We start from the raw sequence: 16581 nt of genomic DNA, 5'->3' as shown, positions 1-16581 counted from the left end.
ACCCAATGTCTATGATATTTCAGTTTACCTTGGCTTTTCTTTATTAAAGAAAGGTGTCAAACATGAGTCAAATCGAATTTAAAAACGTCAGTAAAGTCTATCCTAACGGTCATGTAGGCTTGAAAAATATTAACTTAAATATTGAAAAAGGTGAATTTGCAGTTATTGTCGGACTATCTGGTGCTGGGAAATCCACGTTATTAAGATCTGTAAATCGTTTGCATGATATCACGTCAGGTGAAATTTTCATCCAAGGCAAATCCATCACTAAAGCCCATGGTAAAGCATTATTAGAAATGCGCCGAAATATAGGTATGATTTTCCAACATTTTAATTTAGTTAAACGGTCAAGTGTATTACGAAATGTACTAAGTGGACGTGTAGGTTATCACCCTACTTGGAAAATGGTATTAGGTTTATTCCCAAAAGAAGACAAAATTAAAGCAATGGATGCACTAGAACGCGTCAATATCTTAGATAAATATAATCAACGCTCTGATGAATTATCAGGTGGCCAACAACAACGTATATCTATTGCACGTGCGCTATGCCAAGAATCCGAAATTATTCTTGCAGATGAACCAGTTGCTTCATTAGACCCATTAACAACGAAACAGGTTATGGATGATTTAAGAAAAATCAACCAAGAATTAGGCATCACAATTTTAATTAATTTACATTTTGTTGACTTGGCAAAAGAATATGGCACACGCATCATTGGTTTACGTGATGGTGAAGTTGTCTATGATGGTCCTGCATCTGAAGCAACAGATGACGTATTTAGTGAAATATATGGACGTACAATTAAAGAAGATGAAAAGCTAGGAGTGAACTAACATGCCTTTAGAAATACCTACAAAGTATGACTCCCTTTTAAAGAAAAAGGTTTCTTTAAAAACGAGTTTTACCTTCATGTTAATCATTGTGCTTATCATTTGGAGCTTCATTTATACGGGGTTTAATTTTGGAGATTTAATGATAGGAATACCTCAAATAGGTGATCTATTCAAACAAATGATTCCACCTGATTTCGAGTATTTACAACAAATTACAACGCCAATGTTAGATACCATTCGAATGGCTATCGTAAGTACAGTATTAGGTAGCATCGTTTCAATACCAATTGCGTTATTATGTGCTAGCAATATCGTTCATCAAAAGTGGATTTCAATACCCTCGCGCTTTATTTTAAATATAGTTCGTACTATTCCAGATTTGTTATTAGCAGCAATCTTTGTGGCTGTATTTGGAATCGGTCAAATTCCAGGGATATTAGCATTGTTTATTTTAACTATCTGTATTATTGGAAAATTATTATATGAATCATTGGAAACGATAGATCCAGGTCCAATGGAAGCAATGACGGCTGTTGGCGCTAATAAAATAAAATGGATTGTTTTCGGTGTTGTACCACAAGCCATATCGTCATTTATGTCATACGTATTATATGCATTTGAAGTAAATATACGAGCTTCAGCTGTGCTTGGATTAGTCGGCGCTGGCGGTATTGGATTGTTTTATGATCAAACACTTGGTTTATTTCAATATCCAAAAACAGCAACGATTATTTTATTTACTTTAGTTATCGTCGTCGTCATTGATTACATCAGTACGAAAGTGAGGGCACATCTCGCATGACACAGGAAATAGCAAAATATAATGTTCACACAAAAGCACACAAACGAAAATTGATTAAAAGATGGCTTATTGCAATTGTCGTCTTAGCTATTATCATCTGGGCATTTGCAGGTGTACCAAGTTTAGAACTTAAAAGTAAATCATTAGAAATCTTAAAATCCATATTCAGCGGATTATTCCATCCTGACATCAGCTATATCTATATACCAGATGGCGAAGACTTATTACGTGGTTTACTTGAAACCTTTGCGATAGCCGTTGTAGGTACTTTCATCGCCGCAATTATCTGTATTCCATTAGCATTTTTAGGTGCAAATAATATGGTAAAGTTACGCCCGGTTTCAGGTGTTAGCAAATTTATTTTAAGTGTTATACGTGTCTTCCCAGAAATTGTAATGGCACTTATATTTATCAAAGCTGTTGGCCCAGGTTCATTTTCAGGTGTATTAGCTTTAGGTATCCATTCTGTAGGTATGCTTGGGAAACTTTTAGCTGAAGATATTGAAGGTCTAGATTTCAGTGCTGTAGAATCATTAAAGGCCAGTGGTGCGAATAAGATTAAAACACTCGTATTTGCAGTCATACCACAAATTATGCCTGCCTTTCTATCACTCATACTTTATCGCTTTGAACTAAACTTACGTTCAGCTTCTATACTGGGGCTAATTGGGGCTGGTGGTATCGGGACACCACTCATATTTGCCATTCAAACACGTTCTTGGGACCGTGTAGGTATTATATTAATCGGTTTAGTACTAATGGTCGCAATTGTCGATTTAATTTCCGGTTCAATCCGAAAACGTATTGTTTAACATTAAATCAGGATACTCCTAAATAAGAGGTCCTACCGTCACGTTTCTCTATTATAATAAAAACAGCAGTGAAGAAAACTATTGTTATAGTTAACTTCACTGCTGTTTTTATAATATCTAAATTTATTCTATTTCAATTCCTTTAAATAACTTTTACCGAACTCTGGTAATGTTACGTTGAAATTATCTGCTATAGTTGCACCGATAGAACTGAATGTAGTATCACTTTCTAGTGCATGACCACCTTTAAATTTCGGACTGTACATAATTACTGGGATATATTCTCTCGTATGGTCCGTACCTGGCGCTGTCGGGTCATTACCATGGTCTGCTGTAATAATTACTAAATCGTCTTCTTTTAAGTTGCTAAACAGTTCTGGCAAGCGATCATCGAAATCTTTAATTGCTTGTGCATAACCTGGTTTATCACGACGATGACCGTATAATGCATCAAAGTCTACTAAGTTTAAGAAGCTAATACCTGTGAAATCTTTCTTAACAATTTTCATCAATTGATCCATACCGTCCATGTTACTCTTCGTACGAACCGCTTCTGTTACACCTTCACCATCATAAATGTCATTAATTTTACCGATGGCAATAACATCATAACCACCGTCTTTCAAATGATCTAAGACAGTTTTACCAAATGGTTTTAACGCATAGTCATGTCGATTAGATGTACGTGTAAAGTTTCCTGGTTCACCAACATATGGACGTGCGATAATACGACCAATTAAATATTTAGGGTCTTTTGTCAACTCACGAACCTTTTCACAAATATCATATAACTCTTCTAATGGGATAATGTCTTCATGTGCAGCAATTTGCAATACTGGGTCTGCACTTGTATAAACAATTAAGTCACCAGTTTTCATTTGGTGCTCGCCCCACTCATCGATAATTTGCGTACCCGATGCCGGTTTGTTAGCAACAACTTTACGACCTGTCATTTCTTCAATTTGTTGAATTAACTCTTCAGGGAATCCATTAGGGTATACTTTAAAAGGTTGCATAATATTTAATCCCATAATTTCCCAGTGACCAGTCATTGTATCTTTACCAACTGAAGCTTCACTCAATTTAGTATAGTATGCTTCTGGTTGTTCAACTGCATTTACTACTGGTAATTTATCGATGTTCCCTAGACCTAACTTTTCAAGGTTTGGTAAAGTTTGATCGAAACCTTCTAAGGTATGTCTTAAAGTATGTGAACCTTCATCTTTAAAATCAGCTGCGTCTGGCGCTTCACCAATACCTACTGAATCCATTACGATTAAATGTACACGATTAAATGGTCTTGTCATAGCTATCACTCCCAAATTTTATATATATTAGTAATCTGAATCTGCTTCTAAACCTTGCATAATTTGAACGCCTGCGCTCGCACCAATACGTGTCGCACCTGCTTCAACCATTTTATTGAAATCTTCTAAATTACGTACGCCACCTGATGCTTTTACTTCTACATCAGCACCTACTGTATCTTTCATTAATTTAACGTCTTCTGCAGTCGCACCGCCACCTGCAAAACCTGTTGAAGTTTTAACGAAGTCCGCACCAGCCGCTTTTGTTAATTCACTCGCTTTTACAATTTCGTCATGGTCCAACAATACCGTCTCAATAATCACTTTTACTGTGTGACCTTTCGCAGCTTTAACCACTGCTTCAATGTCTTGTTGTACATCATCAAAACGTCCATCTTTTAATGCGCCGATGTTGATGACCATGTCAATTTCATCTGCACCATTTTGAATTGCATCTTCTGTTTCAAATGCTTTCGTTGCAGTTGTCGACGCACCTAATGGGAATCCTATTACCGTACAAACGAGCACCTCTGAATCAGCTAGTCGCTCTGCTGCATATTTAACATGCGTTGGATTCACACATACAGATTTAAAATTGTATGCTTTCGCTTCATCGATGATTTGATCGATTTGCGTACGTGTTGACTCAGGCTTCAATAAAGTGTGATCTATATATTTCTCAAATTTCATACTTACTACTCCTCGTGTTATATAATCTCTTTATTTAATTTTACTATAAATACGAATATATCTCGCGAATTTATATCTATTTATTTTTCAGATTGTGTCCAACGATTTAAGATGACGAATAAAACTAATCCGACAATACTCATTAAACCTAAAATAATTAAAATAATACCGAAATGTGAACTTAATGCATCATTGCCTGGGAAATTTAATGCTTTAAAATCGATTAGAGCCGCAGCAATCGCAATACCTACAGATACCGCCACATTAATAATTAAATTATAAAAACCAATAGCCACACCTGTCATATTAAGATCTATTGTTTTAATGGCTTCGTTAAGTAAAGGTGCATACATTAAAGCAAAGCTACCTGCAAAGAATATCATAGAAATGACGAAGATTGAAATGTGATTACCTACTGCAAATGCAGGTAAAATCAAGCTCAGTGCTATTAAAATAATTGCTGTGATAATCGCTTGTTTTGAATTCAGATATTCGCCGATTTTACCACTTAATGCACCAACAATGACTGCTACTATATAACCCGGTACTAATAACAGTGATGTTGTGTCTAGTTGCAGATGATAAATTTGCTCCATTATGAATGGGAACGTAAAAATATAACCCAATTGGATAGCATACATTACAAATACTATAAATAAAAATGAAGCATAACGTTTATTTTGGAAAAATGATTTATTTACTAATGGACGTTGCGCATTTTTAATATATAGCGCAAAAACGATAATCGCAATTAAGGCACCAATCATATATAACCAATTAAAGTTCGTAATAAACAGCATGACTGTTGTAGCAATAGTTGCCACTAGAATTAAGCCAACAAAATCTAAATGAGCTTTATTCGTATTATTTTCTTTTGGTAATAATTTAAATAGGAATGGCAACGTAAATACTACGATTAATGCAATTAAAAACATATTTGTCCAGTGTAAATACGTAGAAATAAATCCACCTGATAATGTACCGATAACTAATGACAAGGAATAACTGCTCGTACTTAAGCCAAGGTAAGTCTTCTGGTCCTCTTTAGAAAGATACTTTGCAACATATATCACATATAATGTCTCTGCAGCAGCTAAACCGGCAGTTTGAATAATACGTCCAACTAAAAGTAATGGGAATTGATGTTGGAAAATGTAACCAATAATTGATCCGATAATGATTAATATCACGCCATAAATAAATAGTGTGCGTATACTAATGGCATCAGATAATGAAGCGTATACTACAGCGCCAATACCAATTACTAAACCGGCTAATGTCGCTTGCCAACTTACTGTCGTTACAGATATGTTTAAGTCATCAGCAATGGCTACAGAAATCAATTTAAATGAGTTGTCTATAACCAAACTGAATACAAATAAGAATAATAAAATAGGTACTGCTTTCTTTATTTTAGAATATTCAACATTCATAATCATCTACACCAATGACAGTGCAATTTCAATCATATCTGTAAATGCACGTTCCCTTTCCTCAGGTGTTGTTGACGTTTCATGAATTAAATGATCGCTCACTGTGAACACACCTAATGCTTCGACACCAGCGTAAATTGCATTCATGTATAATGCAGCTGATTCCATTTCTACACCTAAAATACCCATACGCATCCAACGTTCACTCGCTGTTGTATCCGCGTTATAGAAAATATCACTTGATAACACATTACCTACATGATGACGTACACCTTTGTCACGTGCTGTTTCAACTGCTTTTTCTAATAATTGATAAGAAGCAATTGGCGCAAAATGACCTGGTAATTGATATTGTTGAACGTAATTTGAATCAGTAGAGGCACCTTGTGCAATAATCACATCATATAAATCAATGTTTTCTTGCATCGCGCCACAAGAGCCAACGCGAATTAATTTTTTACAACCAAATGTATGAATTAATTCATAAGAGTAAATGCCAATAGATGGCATACCCATACCTGAACCCATGACAGAAACTTTTTTACCTTTATATGTTCCGGTAAAACCAAACATGTTTCGCACTGTATTGAACTGTTCCACATCATCCAAATAAGTTTCTGCAATGAACTTAGCTCTTAACGGATCTCCTGGCAATAGAACCGTTTCTGCAATTTCGACGTCATTCATTGGTTTAATGTGTGGTGTTGATTTCATAAAATATTCCTCCCAATATTTGTATAGTGATTTGTCTATTTGTCTAATCATGTATATAATAATATTTTTTAAAAGCGCTTTCAAGCATTACATTTTGACAATATTAAGAACATTTTACAGTTACAGCTACTAACCTTGTATAAAACTAATTTTCAAAGCCTATCTATATTTAATTTTTATAATTTTTCCAATTCGAGTAAAAATTATTGTATGATGAGAGTGATTAAGTAACTTTATGGAGGTTGTCTACGTGACGCAAACACAACCAAAATTTTTAACGATTTATAATACGTTATATAAAGAAATTCAAATAGGAAAATATCCGAGTGGCCATGCATTACCTACTGAAAAGGAACTTTGTGCGCGCTTTGATGTCAGTCGTATGACTTTGCGCCAAGCTATAAAATTGTTAGCCGAAGATGGCATCGTAGAGAGTACAAGAGGGAAGGGACACTTTGTTATTCCACAAACAAATGCCCAACACGCTTCAAGTATGGATCAATTTAAGCATCCACTTGATCAAATATTGCTAGCTCGCGTATCTATGTCATCAATTAATTATCGTGTTGATTTAGAAAGTGAATATACAAATCATTTGTTTGCAAACCATCCTTCTGCCGTCATTGCAATGGAACGCTATTATCAAAAAAAGGACAATCATTCTAAGCAAGCTGATGCATTTTGCTTTACCTTTATACCGTTAAATGTCATTGACACATTTAAAGTGAATACACAAAACGAAGACGACATGAAGACATTCGTTGAGCAAACGATTTATAGCAATGCATATCAATCAGATTTAAAAATGTCTATTACCAAAGCGCCCCACTTCAAAAATCATAGTCACGTGTTTGATGGTGATACACATTGTTGGCTGATTATTGAAACACTGTACGCACAAACACCTTATCCAATTATGATTAATAAGTGGTATATTCCACAGGAAATATCTGAATTAACACTGACACGTATAAGACAATCGGATTATTAAAATTATTAAAATATAAGAAATTTTTTGATGACTATTTAGGGAGTTGGTAAGAAATGGAAAAGCTTGTTACAAGCGCAATTTCATTCAGTCAACTACTGCCAATATAACATTAGCGAGCCTAGGACATTGATTTATGTCCTAGGCTCGCTCAGATAATCACACGATTTTTCTATTATTAATCGTATTATGTTTATTTATTTGTTGAACGTCGTCTAAATGCTAAGAATAACCCAGATACTAATAGTAGTGCGGCAATACTTGCAGTAAGAATACTTGATGTCATACTTTCACCAGCAGCTGGTAAAACTTTTTTGTTACTTTGGTTCATTTGATGATTTGATGAATGCATATTTGCTTTTGGACTCATCATTTGATGGTTTGATGATTGCATATGACCTTGTTGTATTTGTGGCTGTTGGTTCATGTGTGTGTTCTGATTCATATGGTCTTGTTGACTCATATGACCTGTTTTATTTTGCACCATTTCACTACCACCATGATTAACACCATTTGCATCTACATTCGTTTGATAAAAATTGCCATCTTTTGTTAAAGGTAACGCATGGCCATTCATATCTCTAACAGCATGTGGTTTAAATACCCCTACATTAGTTGTAATTATCACATTGTATTTATCAGCAATATTTTGCGTCGCATCATACAATTTCATATTATAGTCTTGCATATTACTGCCAGCGCTTAATTGGGGTAAAGTTTTCTCTAATTCAGTATATTGTGCTTGCGTCATTCCTTGTGGTACTACTCCGCCATAAGGGCGATGATTTTGTACATTTTGGCTTTGTTTATTCGGCACATTCATTGAAGTCGTGTCGGCATGCGCATTTTGAAAAGGCATACTTGAGAATACTAAAGTGCTTGTTACAATTAAAGAACCTACTGTTGCTAATTTTTTCATTGTCTTTTCCCTTATATTACAATTTGATTACATTTACATTATCATATGATTACAAAAGAAATGCAACAAAATTTTTGAATCGTTACAATTTTTTATAAAAATTTCACTTTAGATTCACAATAATTACTTATTTTGTCAATTTATTTAATGTCAATATGTTGATTAATTAATAGTGTTGTCTGATGTATATAACATTTAGGTCATCATTATAGTCAACAATAATAAGGTATTTCGAGTTGAAATTTATCTTATTATTTTGCCACTTTTACGTGCTATCCCATTACACAAAAACAAATAAGTAAAGATATTAAGTACAAAAAAGTGGAACACCTTGTAAATGCTCCACCTCAATTATATTAAGTTATATTATTTTGCTGCTTGGTATAATTCATCAACTTTTTTCCAGTTAACAATATTCCAAAATGCAGTCATATAGTCTGGACGTTTATTTTGATATTTCAGATAGTAGGCATGCTCCCAAACATCAAATAGTAAGATTGGTGTTTTGCCTTCTGTTAATGGATTATCTTGGTTTGGCGTTGTCACAATTTCTAATTTTCCATCATTAACAACTAACCAAGTCCAACCTGATCCAAATAATGTTGTTGCTTTATTTGCAAATTCATTTTTAAATTCATCTAAAGTGCCCCACTGCGCTTTGATGTCATCTATTACGCCACCTTTTTCTTCAGAATTAGGTGATAGTATTTCCCAGAATAATGAATGGTTAAAATGACCACCGCCATTATTACGGACTGACATCCTCATCGCTTCCGGTACCTTGTCTAAGTTAGCAATCATATCCGCTAGTGATTGATGCTCTAACTCTGTTCCTTCAACTGTTGCGTTTAATTTCGTCACGTACGTATTGTGATGTTTGTCGTGATGAAACTCCATTGTTCTTTGATCTATATATGGTTCCAATGCATCATATGCATATGGTAAATTTGGTAATTTAAATGCCATAAGTATATTCCTCCTTTTATGAATATACTTTTATAATAATTAATTTCGGGTGTGTTTTGCAATAATTATTATTTATTTGTTATATCCAATTATATAAAATTTAAATATTCGAAATTGATATAATATTTAATATTGAATGCAAAAAGGCATTTAACTGCTTTTGTTTCCCGCTTTTAAAGAGAATTAAAAAAGACAACTTCCATTTTTCAATAAGAAATTGCCTTTTCTTCTTAATCTTAAATTTCTAAAGTATAGCGTTACCGATACTTAAATTGTTTTATGTCGAAGATGCCTCAATATTTGCCATACGTATTGATTTTTCATAGTCATCATTAATAAAAGATAAACTACTATACCAATCGCAATTAATAGCAGCGTAGCGTACATTGTAGGGGGCAAATAATGATTGACCACACCAAGCACAATAAACATCATAACGGCAGCAATGACACATTGAATCGTACTTACAATATTCAACTTCACATTGATTTTAGTAATATCAACAAATCGCCAAATAAGTAAGATAAACTCTGTAATTAAACGTGCAATAGCCGCACCGTAAATTCCATAAAAATATATCAAAACAAGACATAATACTAAATTCATTACCGCACCAATAGTAATTGACGCATTATATAATCTTATTTTATTCACTATTAATAAATATTGCCTGCTTATCAACATATTTAAAGGAATGATTAATACAAGTATCGCTAAAATGGTCATCAATGGGACAGTTGATGCGAATTCCTCACCAAAGAACCATAAATAAAATGATGGCATAATTGCAATTAAACCAAAGACCATAGGTATTGTTAATATCAATTGAATATTCATATTATTAGCTAACGTTTTAGTTAAACTATGTGATTGCTGGATAGACATTTTGGTAATACGCGGAATCATTACAAGATCAAATGTATTAATCATTATGATTGCGACCGTTAAAATATTAAATGCGTTAGAAAAGATACCAACTTGTTGGTATGTGCCTACTAAACCAAGAACAACGCAAGAAATACTAGTATATAAGTTGAGCTGTCCATTTGGTAATAAGTATGCTAATGACGAACGAAACAATTGCCAGACGTGTATCCAATTAACCGAAACAAAGCTAATGTATCGTTTTAAATAGATAAACAAAGGTAATTGGTTTAATACCGTCACAATAGCAATAGTAAATACATACAATGATAAATCTGATTGATCTTTGACAAAAATAACAACTACACTTAATACAATACCAGACGCAACAATATTACTGAGGCTAGGAATTTTAAACTTTTCAGTTCCAGCATAAAACCATGAAATATCGAGTGCTGCACCTATAATATAGATTCCTTGTAGTAGGAAAATAAGATAGTAATCATCAATAAATATAGTAATTACGACCATATACATCGCAAAAACTGTTAACGCTAAAAATAATTTACTGACAAAGATATCCCAAAACTGCTGAGACAATTGCCGTTTGTCGTTAACAGACTTCGCGATAACTCTATTAAAATATAACTGAACGCCAACACTTGCAATCATCAAAAAGTATTGCACGATATTGAAAGAAAATGAAACAATACCCACACCACTGGGACCAAATGCACGTGAAATAATGGGTATTGTAATCAGTGGTGTCATCGTTCTAATCAATTGGTATAGCCCTTGATAAATAATATTTTCTTTTAGTGAATCACTCTTCATTACGATCCCTTTCCATCTTTTCATATTGAACAATAAAGACGATAATTCCTAAAATAAAAGCGACATATCTTGAGTTATTAAATGATACTGTTAAAAAGTAAATCAGCATCGTCAACATTACAACAATTGCTGTTACATTTTTCCCAGAAATGTTAAATCTAAATAATTCAAACAGTAAATAAAGCATAAATATGATAAATAATGCACCGAATAAAATGCCCCATTCCGCAAAGATCTGCAAATATGTATTATGGGCAACAAGTAAAATACCATTAATTTGCGAGCCAATATGTACATAATCCACTAATCCGACACCAAAACCTAGTGTATATTTAATTACTAAAATGGCATTTATCCATACAACACTTCGCTCAGACCCACTATCATTTAATGATGCAAAGCCCTCTTCAAAAATAGACGCCATTCGATCTAATGACGGTACGGCATCAAGGTCGCTTAATTGGAATAAATAGTAGTTGATATTATAAAAGGTAAAACAAAGTAATATCAGCATAATCACTAACATACTCACAACACTTACCGCATTTCTACTAAATAACTTTTTAATAAAGAAATAAATGGCTAAGACGATTAATATGATAAACGCAGTCTTAGACCCCGTTGTAGTTAAAGACCATAGCAAAATACCACATGCAAGGACCTTGAATATGTAATTATGAATATACTTGTAAGCAAGTACCAATGTAATAATCTGTGTCATCGCGAAATAGTTAGGGTCATTCATTAATCCTTTTGAACGTATTTCATCAAAATATAACAATTTCATTAGTAAAGGGGACTTGTTCAAACCAGCTATAATACAAAATAGACCTATAGTCACACTGCTTATAATATAAGAGGTAACGATCACTTTTTTGCTATTACCTAACTTAAAGATGATCATCCCTAAATAGAAATAAATGACTACAAATGCATATTTAACTGTAGATGCAAGAACTTCCTTAACCGTAATAAATATCAAATCATCAAAAAATAGCAAACAAAGCGTAATAATCATACGATATGTATACAAAATAATGAAAAACTGTAAAAAATGATTTACCTTTAATAAATGGTTAGCGAAAAACAGTAAATAAACTAATATTAGTAATGTGATAAAGTCAGCTATAGAAACATTCACACCGGCAATAACCGAAGATTGCTGAATAAAAACCGCTAAACCGATAAGTAACAATGTTAGTAATTTACTATTGTGTTGATTTTCCATTATAAACGTCTTCCACTTCTTTAATCATTTTCTCCTCAGTAAAACATTCTAAATAACGTTTTCTAGATTGATTACTCATTTTGATGTAATCACTGTCTATTAAATATTTTTCCAGGACTTTAGCAATAGTTTCGGGTTGGTTGTTCATCATACATATACCATTATCAGCTACTAATTCTGAAATACCGCCAACATGACTGGCTATAACAGGCAAACCTGTAGCCATAGCTTCTATAATGCTAATTGGCAAACCTTCATGCTTACTTATTAAAATAAACGTATCGTATTGTGATAATAAATGACTCGCATTAATGACATTGCCCAAAAATGTGACATCATTTTCTAACCCAGCTTGTACAACTTGTTGCTGACAATCATTTAATGTAGGTCCATCGCCTATAAATGTAAAATGCGCATGATTACTGTTATGTAATTTCAATATCTCTATTGCCGCGATTAGATTTTGTGGCAATTTTGGATAAGCAAATCTTGCAATCATAACAAATTGATGCTTTGTCGGGGCATTAATCTGTAAATCTTGTTTATTAGGCAACATTCCAACTACTTCGCCAATATTGTTATGTGATTGGCTTTTTAGCGTTTGCTTAACAGCGGGAACATCTGCAATACCATTATGTATTGTGGTTAATTTCAATCGATTAAATCGATATTTTAACGCTAACTGTTTATCGAAATCTGAAACACAAATAATGCTATCTGTAATACATGACATTAATTTTTCGATAACTAGATATAGAAATTTTTTAGCTGGTTTAACACCCTCTGTAAAAGCCCATCCATGCGCAGTAAAAACTACACGTGTGTCTTTCGATTTCGAAATGAACTTCGCAATTCGTCCGACCGTTCCAGCTTTGGAAGAATGTAAATGGATAACATCAGGCTTAATTTTCGAGAATAACTGTGCTAACACTTTGACAGCTAAAATATCTTGTTTAAAGTCAATTGGACCTACTAAATGTTCGAGAATAATTACATTAACTCTTGCATCTAGTTGTTCAATCATTGGTCCATGATTGCCTACAATGACATAAACATCATGGTGTACGCAAAAATGGTTGGCGAGTTGAATGAGATGTGTTTGTGCACCACCATTGTCTGCTTTAGTAATACAATATATAATTTTCAACTGTTACAAACCCCTTTAATGCTATACTTTCAATTTCTTAACATGGCTATCTCATCAGATGAATAGTATTTATAGCCATGCAAATCAATGATGGCACATATTTCTTAATGCCATTTGATACTGTCTCAAGGGATTCCTCGTTATACTGTAACAATTGGTCACAATCTTTAAAATATAACTTTTATTTGAACTTATTAAGTAAATTAAGACTACCTTGAGCCTTCCCCTGTAATAACAACCATCAATGTTCTAATTGATATATATAGTTCCATCATTAAACTACCTTTATGTATATATTTCATGTCATATTTCAGTTTTTGTTGCGGTGTTAAGTCATATCCACCTTGAATTTGCGCAAGTCCTGTTAACCCTGGTGTAACAAGACATCTTTGCTCGAAACCTATCACTTCTGAACTAAATAATTCTACAAATTCCGGACGTTCCGGGCGTGGTCCAATAAAACTCATTTCCCCTTTAACAACATTAATTAGTTGTGGTAATTCATCAATGCGTGTTTTACGAATAAACTTCCCGACATTTGTTATACGATCATCATCTTTATCAGCCCATTGCGCACCATTTTTCTCTGCGTTTTTACACATCGAACGTAATTTGTATATTTTAATTAATTTACCCATCTTCCCAACTCTAACCTGACTATAAATAGGGTTTCCTGGCGAATCTATGACGATAGCAATGGCGAATATGAACATAATCGGAAATGTTAAAAATAATAAAACGATACTTAATACTAAGTCAATCGCACGTTTAATTGGGTAATAGCCTTTTCTCACTTCTTCGAGTGCATCTAATTTTCTTTGATAGGCATAACCCTTATTATTATGGACAGCTTCAATGTCATTTTCACGACATTTCCACTTCTTTAGCTGTAACTTCTTCAATATTATCTACCTCAAAATTAAAGTAATCCTTTAAACCTGTTTCTACTGTATATTTAGGAACAAATCCTAATGCCTTTAAGTTAGAAATATCTGCATAAGAATGCTTAATATCTCCTTTTCGTGCTTCTTTAAATTCATGCTCGACTGATTTTCCATATAATTCACCAATAATACGATAAACCTCTAATAAATTAGTAAAAGTGCCTGTACCAATGTTATAACCGTGTCCAATTGCATCTTTGTGTTCCATAATTAAGCGTACAGATTGAACAACATCATATACATATACAAAATCTCTAGTTTGCAGTCCGTCACCAAAAAATGTAAATGGCTTGTTATGCTCAAATGAATCGAACATCTTTGAAATAACACCTGAATATTGTGACTTAGGATCCTGTCTTGGCCCAAATACATTAAAAAATTTAACAACCGCTGTTGGTATGTTATATAACGAGCAATAATTTAATGTCGTCCGTTCGCCGTAATATTTATCTATTGCATATGGTGATAATGGTAAGATTAATGATTGATCACTTTTAGGCAAATCAGGAAGATCACCATAAACAGCTGCTGACGAAGCAAAGATAAAACGTTTTATATGACTATTATATTTTTTAATGATTTCTAACAATCTTAATGTTGCTACGACGTTTATTTCTTGAGATAAGATAGGTTTCTCAACCGACTCAGCAACACTAACTAATGCTGCTAAATGAATAACATAATCAAATTGATATGTCTTCATGATTTGTTCAACTGCATCATATTCACGAATATCTAATTCAAACACATGATCGTCAGCCAAACTTTTAATATTTTCTCGTTTACCTGTTCTATAGTTATCTAGAACATAAACATCATAATCTTGTTGTAAATCATCTACTAAATGCGACCCAATAAAACCAGCCCCACCAGTTATCAAAACTCTTTCCAAATCTTCCACCTCATTTATACATTAAAAATATATCATAAAAACATAAAGTATTGTAAGCTTTTTATCGATATTTTTTATTTATAAAAATAAAATGAGATAACTTTGTGAATTTTTATTGAGATAAATTAGATAGTGGTGTTTTTGTGATGTTTTATAATATCTTGGGTGTGTTAATACTAGTAATGCTTTCAACTGATGCATTAGACTGTGACATCATAACTCATTTAAGAACTTCGCTTATTAATTTTCTACCAATACAATCCCTTCTAAGTGCACTAAAAAATCCTTACTGCTAAGTGATTAAACTTAACAATAAGGATTTATTTATCGCTAATGCATGATTATTAACGGAATCTCATACCACCATCTACAATAATTGTTTGTCCAGTAATGTAATCAGAGTCTTTACCAGCTAAGAAGCTCACTACATTTGAAACATCTTCTGGTTGAGAAACTCTGCCCAAAGCAATCTGACTTGTAAATTGTTCCCAACCCCATGCTTCAGGTTTACCTGCTTCTTCGGCTGTTGCCACTGCGATACTTTCCATCATTGGTGTTTGAACGATACCAGGTGCGAATGCATTCACAGTAATACCTTCAGACGCTAAATCTTGTGCGGCTACTTGTGTTAAACCTCGCACTGCGAATTTTGTACTGCAATATAAAGACAAGCCTGGGTTACCCTCAACGCCTGCTTGAGATGTTGCATTGATAATTTTACCGCCATGATTGAATTTTTTAAATTGTTCATGTGCGGCTTGAATACCCCATAGCACACCTGCAACGTTCACGCCATATACTGTTTTAAACTGTTCTTCAGTAATTGTATCGATTGGTGTTGTTGGTCCAAGGCCGGCATTGTTAACCATGACATGGAAATCGCCAAATTGCGCGGCAGTTTGTCTTACTGCGTTAAATACATCATCACGGTTTGATACATCTGCTTTGATAGCAATAGCTTTTGTACCATCACTTGATAATTTAAGTGCAGCTGCTTTTGCCCCTTCTTCATTGAAATCAACAACTGCTACTTTGAAACCATCTTCCACTAAACGTTCTGCAATTTTAAAACCAATCCCTTGTGCTCCGCCAGTTACTAATGCTACTTTGTTGTTTGTCATAAAGATCACTCCTCAAATTTCTTTCCTTTAATTACATTTTACTCCTCTTCATTTGAATAGTACAACAAAGGTAGCTCCATTTAA

At 33.6% G+C, this 16581-nt stretch carries 17 protein-coding genes and 1 pseudogene; 4 read left to right on the top strand and 14 right to left on the bottom strand.

Going from position 1 to position 16581, the window contains the following annotated elements:
- Positions 1 to 62: 62 nt before the first annotated feature.
- Genes phnC through phnE (NSS86_RS13025) form a run of 3 tightly spaced genes read left to right on the top strand, consistent with a single transcriptional unit; the run spans position 63 to position 2450 of the window.
- Complete coding sequence (phnC, locus tag NSS86_RS13035) at positions 63 to 836, top strand: phosphonate ABC transporter ATP-binding protein (RefSeq protein WP_000078092.1); 774 nt, start codon at positions 63 to 65, stop codon at positions 834 to 836.
- Position 837: 1 nt separating this feature from the next.
- The gene (gene phnE / locus NSS86_RS13030) at positions 838 to 1638 is read left to right on the top strand and encodes a phosphonate ABC transporter, permease protein PhnE (protein WP_001127689.1); all 801 of its coding nucleotides are present in this window, start codon (positions 838 to 840) and stop codon (positions 1636 to 1638) included.
- Positions 1635 to 2450, top strand: a complete 816-nt coding sequence (gene phnE / locus NSS86_RS13025; RefSeq protein WP_000191092.1) for a phosphonate ABC transporter, permease protein PhnE — start codon at positions 1635 to 1637, stop codon at positions 2448 to 2450. The genes phnE (NSS86_RS13030) and phnE (NSS86_RS13025) overlap by 4 nt, the downstream gene beginning before the upstream one ends.
- A gap of 128 nt (positions 2451 to 2578) precedes the next feature.
- On the opposite strand, the gene deoB is transcribed toward phnE (NSS86_RS13025), so the two are convergent.
- The 4 genes from deoB to deoD all read right to left on the bottom strand — a co-directional run bounded on the left by deoB (position 2579) and on the right by deoD (position 6594).
- The gene (deoB, locus tag NSS86_RS13020; protein ID WP_000197806.1) at positions 2579 to 3757 is read right to left on the bottom strand and encodes a phosphopentomutase; all 1179 of its coding nucleotides are present in this window, start codon (positions 3755 to 3757) and stop codon (positions 2579 to 2581) included.
- A 27-nt stretch (positions 3758 to 3784) separates the two neighbouring features.
- Complete coding sequence (gene deoC, locus NSS86_RS13015) at positions 3785 to 4447, bottom strand: deoxyribose-phosphate aldolase (RefSeq protein WP_000667269.1); 663 nt, start codon at positions 4445 to 4447, stop codon at positions 3785 to 3787.
- Between the two features lie 80 nt (positions 4448 to 4527).
- The gene (gene tet(38) / locus NSS86_RS13010; RefSeq protein WP_001100299.1) at positions 4528 to 5880 is read right to left on the bottom strand and encodes a tetracycline efflux MFS transporter Tet(38); all 1353 of its coding nucleotides are present in this window, start codon (positions 5878 to 5880) and stop codon (positions 4528 to 4530) included.
- A 6-nt stretch (positions 5881 to 5886) separates the two neighbouring features.
- The gene (deoD, locus tag NSS86_RS13005; protein WP_000843292.1) at positions 5887 to 6594 is read right to left on the bottom strand and encodes a purine-nucleoside phosphorylase; all 708 of its coding nucleotides are present in this window, start codon (positions 6592 to 6594) and stop codon (positions 5887 to 5889) included.
- A gap of 235 nt (positions 6595 to 6829) precedes the next feature.
- On the opposite strand from deoD, the gene NSS86_RS13000 reads away from it, so the two are divergent.
- Positions 6830 to 7585, top strand: a complete 756-nt coding sequence (locus NSS86_RS13000) for a GntR family transcriptional regulator (RefSeq protein WP_001789411.1) — start codon at positions 6830 to 6832, stop codon at positions 7583 to 7585.
- Between the two features lie 190 nt (positions 7586 to 7775).
- Here NSS86_RS13000 and NSS86_RS12995 read toward each other — a convergent pair whose 3' ends face one another.
- The 10 genes and pseudogenes from NSS86_RS12995 to NSS86_RS12950 form a co-directional block, all read right to left on the bottom strand.
- Positions 7776 to 7913: an LPXTG cell wall anchor domain-containing protein gene (locus NSS86_RS12995; protein WP_223181133.1), complete on the bottom strand. Its 138-nt coding sequence runs from the start codon at positions 7911 to 7913 to the stop codon at positions 7776 to 7778.
- A pseudogene (locus NSS86_RS12990) lies at positions 7900 to 8501 on the bottom strand (hypothetical protein). The gene NSS86_RS12995 and the pseudogene NSS86_RS12990 overlap by 14 nt, the downstream one beginning before the upstream one ends.
- Positions 8502 to 8867: 366 nt before the next feature.
- Positions 8868 to 9467 (bottom strand): superoxide dismutase, encoded by a 600-nt coding sequence (locus NSS86_RS12985; RefSeq protein WP_000874681.1) that lies wholly within the window; start codon positions 9465 to 9467, stop codon positions 8868 to 8870.
- 267 nt (positions 9468 to 9734) lie between these two features.
- Positions 9735 to 11165 (bottom strand): lipopolysaccharide biosynthesis protein, encoded by a 1431-nt coding sequence (locus tag NSS86_RS12980; protein WP_000834089.1) that lies wholly within the window; start codon positions 11163 to 11165, stop codon positions 9735 to 9737.
- On the bottom strand, positions 11155 to 12393 hold the full coding sequence (locus tag NSS86_RS12975) for an O-antigen ligase family protein (RefSeq protein WP_000431239.1): 1239 nt from the start codon (positions 12391 to 12393) through the stop codon (positions 11155 to 11157). Before NSS86_RS12975 ends, NSS86_RS12980 begins: the two co-directional genes overlap by 11 nt.
- Complete coding sequence (locus NSS86_RS12970) at positions 12374 to 13540, bottom strand: glycosyltransferase family 4 protein (protein WP_000692504.1); 1167 nt, start codon at positions 13538 to 13540, stop codon at positions 12374 to 12376. Before NSS86_RS12970 ends, NSS86_RS12975 begins: the two co-directional genes overlap by 20 nt.
- Before the next feature lie 209 nt (positions 13541 to 13749).
- Positions 13750 to 14442, bottom strand: a complete 693-nt coding sequence (locus NSS86_RS12965) for a sugar transferase (protein ID WP_000736082.1) — start codon at positions 14440 to 14442, stop codon at positions 13750 to 13752.
- Positions 14405 to 15385, bottom strand: coding sequence for an NAD-dependent epimerase/dehydratase family protein (locus tag NSS86_RS12960; RefSeq protein WP_001793242.1), 981 nt, complete (start codon positions 15383 to 15385; stop codon positions 14405 to 14407). Before NSS86_RS12960 ends, NSS86_RS12965 begins: the two co-directional genes overlap by 38 nt.
- A gap of 69 nt (positions 15386 to 15454) precedes the next feature.
- Positions 15455 to 15577, bottom strand: coding sequence for a hypothetical protein (locus NSS86_RS12955; RefSeq protein ID WP_001789407.1), 123 nt, complete (start codon positions 15575 to 15577; stop codon positions 15455 to 15457).
- 143 nt (positions 15578 to 15720) lie between these two features.
- The gene (locus tag NSS86_RS12950) at positions 15721 to 16497 is read right to left on the bottom strand and encodes a (S)-acetoin forming diacetyl reductase (RefSeq protein ID WP_000183771.1); all 777 of its coding nucleotides are present in this window, start codon (positions 16495 to 16497) and stop codon (positions 15721 to 15723) included.
- Positions 16498 to 16581 lie beyond the last annotated feature (84 nt).

It is taken from the genome of Staphylococcus sp. FSL W8-0056 (genome assembly GCF_037963075.1).
GTDB lineage: Bacteria > Bacillota > Bacilli > Staphylococcales > Staphylococcaceae > Staphylococcus > Staphylococcus aureus.
The sequence above is the reverse complement of the archived record's forward strand: the minus strand, read 5'-3'. Positions and strand labels throughout refer to the sequence as shown.

What these genes read in the sequence shown, in the direction of transcription:
- phnC (WP_000078092.1), top strand. Translation starts at nt 63, where the DNA reads ATGAGTCAAATCGAATTTAAAAACGTCAGTAAAGTCTATCCTAACGGT.
- phnE (WP_001127689.1), top strand. Translation starts at nt 838, where the DNA reads ATGCCTTTAGAAATACCTACAAAGTATGACTCCCTTTTAAAGAAAAAG.
- phnE (WP_000191092.1), top strand. Translation starts at nt 1,635, where the DNA reads ATGACACAGGAAATAGCAAAATATAATGTTCACACAAAAGCACACAAA.
- deoB (WP_000197806.1), bottom strand. Translation starts at nt 3,757, where the DNA reads ATGACAAGACCATTTAATCGTGTACATTTAATCGTAATGGATTCAGTA.
- deoC (WP_000667269.1), bottom strand. Translation starts at nt 4,447, where the DNA reads ATGAAATTTGAGAAATATATAGATCACACTTTATTGAAGCCTGAGTCA.
- deoD (WP_000843292.1), bottom strand. Translation starts at nt 6,594, where the DNA reads ATGAAATCAACACCACACATTAAACCAATGAATGACGTCGAAATTGCA.
- NSS86_RS13000 (WP_001789411.1), top strand. Translation starts at nt 6,830, where the DNA reads ATGGAGGTTGTCTACGTGACGCAAACACAACCAAAATTTTTAACGATT.
- NSS86_RS12995 (WP_223181133.1), bottom strand. Translation starts at nt 7,913, where the DNA reads ATGAACCAAAGTAACAAAAAAGTTTTACCAGCTGCTGGTGAAAGTATG.
- NSS86_RS12985 (WP_000874681.1), bottom strand. Translation starts at nt 9,467, where the DNA reads ATGGCATTTAAATTACCAAATTTACCATATGCATATGATGCATTGGAA.
- NSS86_RS12980 (WP_000834089.1), bottom strand. Translation starts at nt 11,165, where the DNA reads ATGAAGAGTGATTCACTAAAAGAAAATATTATTTATCAAGGGCTATAC.
- NSS86_RS12975 (WP_000431239.1), bottom strand. Translation starts at nt 12,393, where the DNA reads ATGGAAAATCAACACAATAGTAAATTACTAACATTGTTACTTATCGGT.
- NSS86_RS12955 (WP_001789407.1), bottom strand. Translation starts at nt 15,577, where the DNA reads ATGCATCAGTTGAAAGCATTACTAGTATTAACACACCCAAGATATTAT.
- NSS86_RS12950 (WP_000183771.1), bottom strand. Translation starts at nt 16,497, where the DNA reads ATGACAAACAACAAAGTAGCATTAGTAACTGGCGGAGCACAAGGGATT.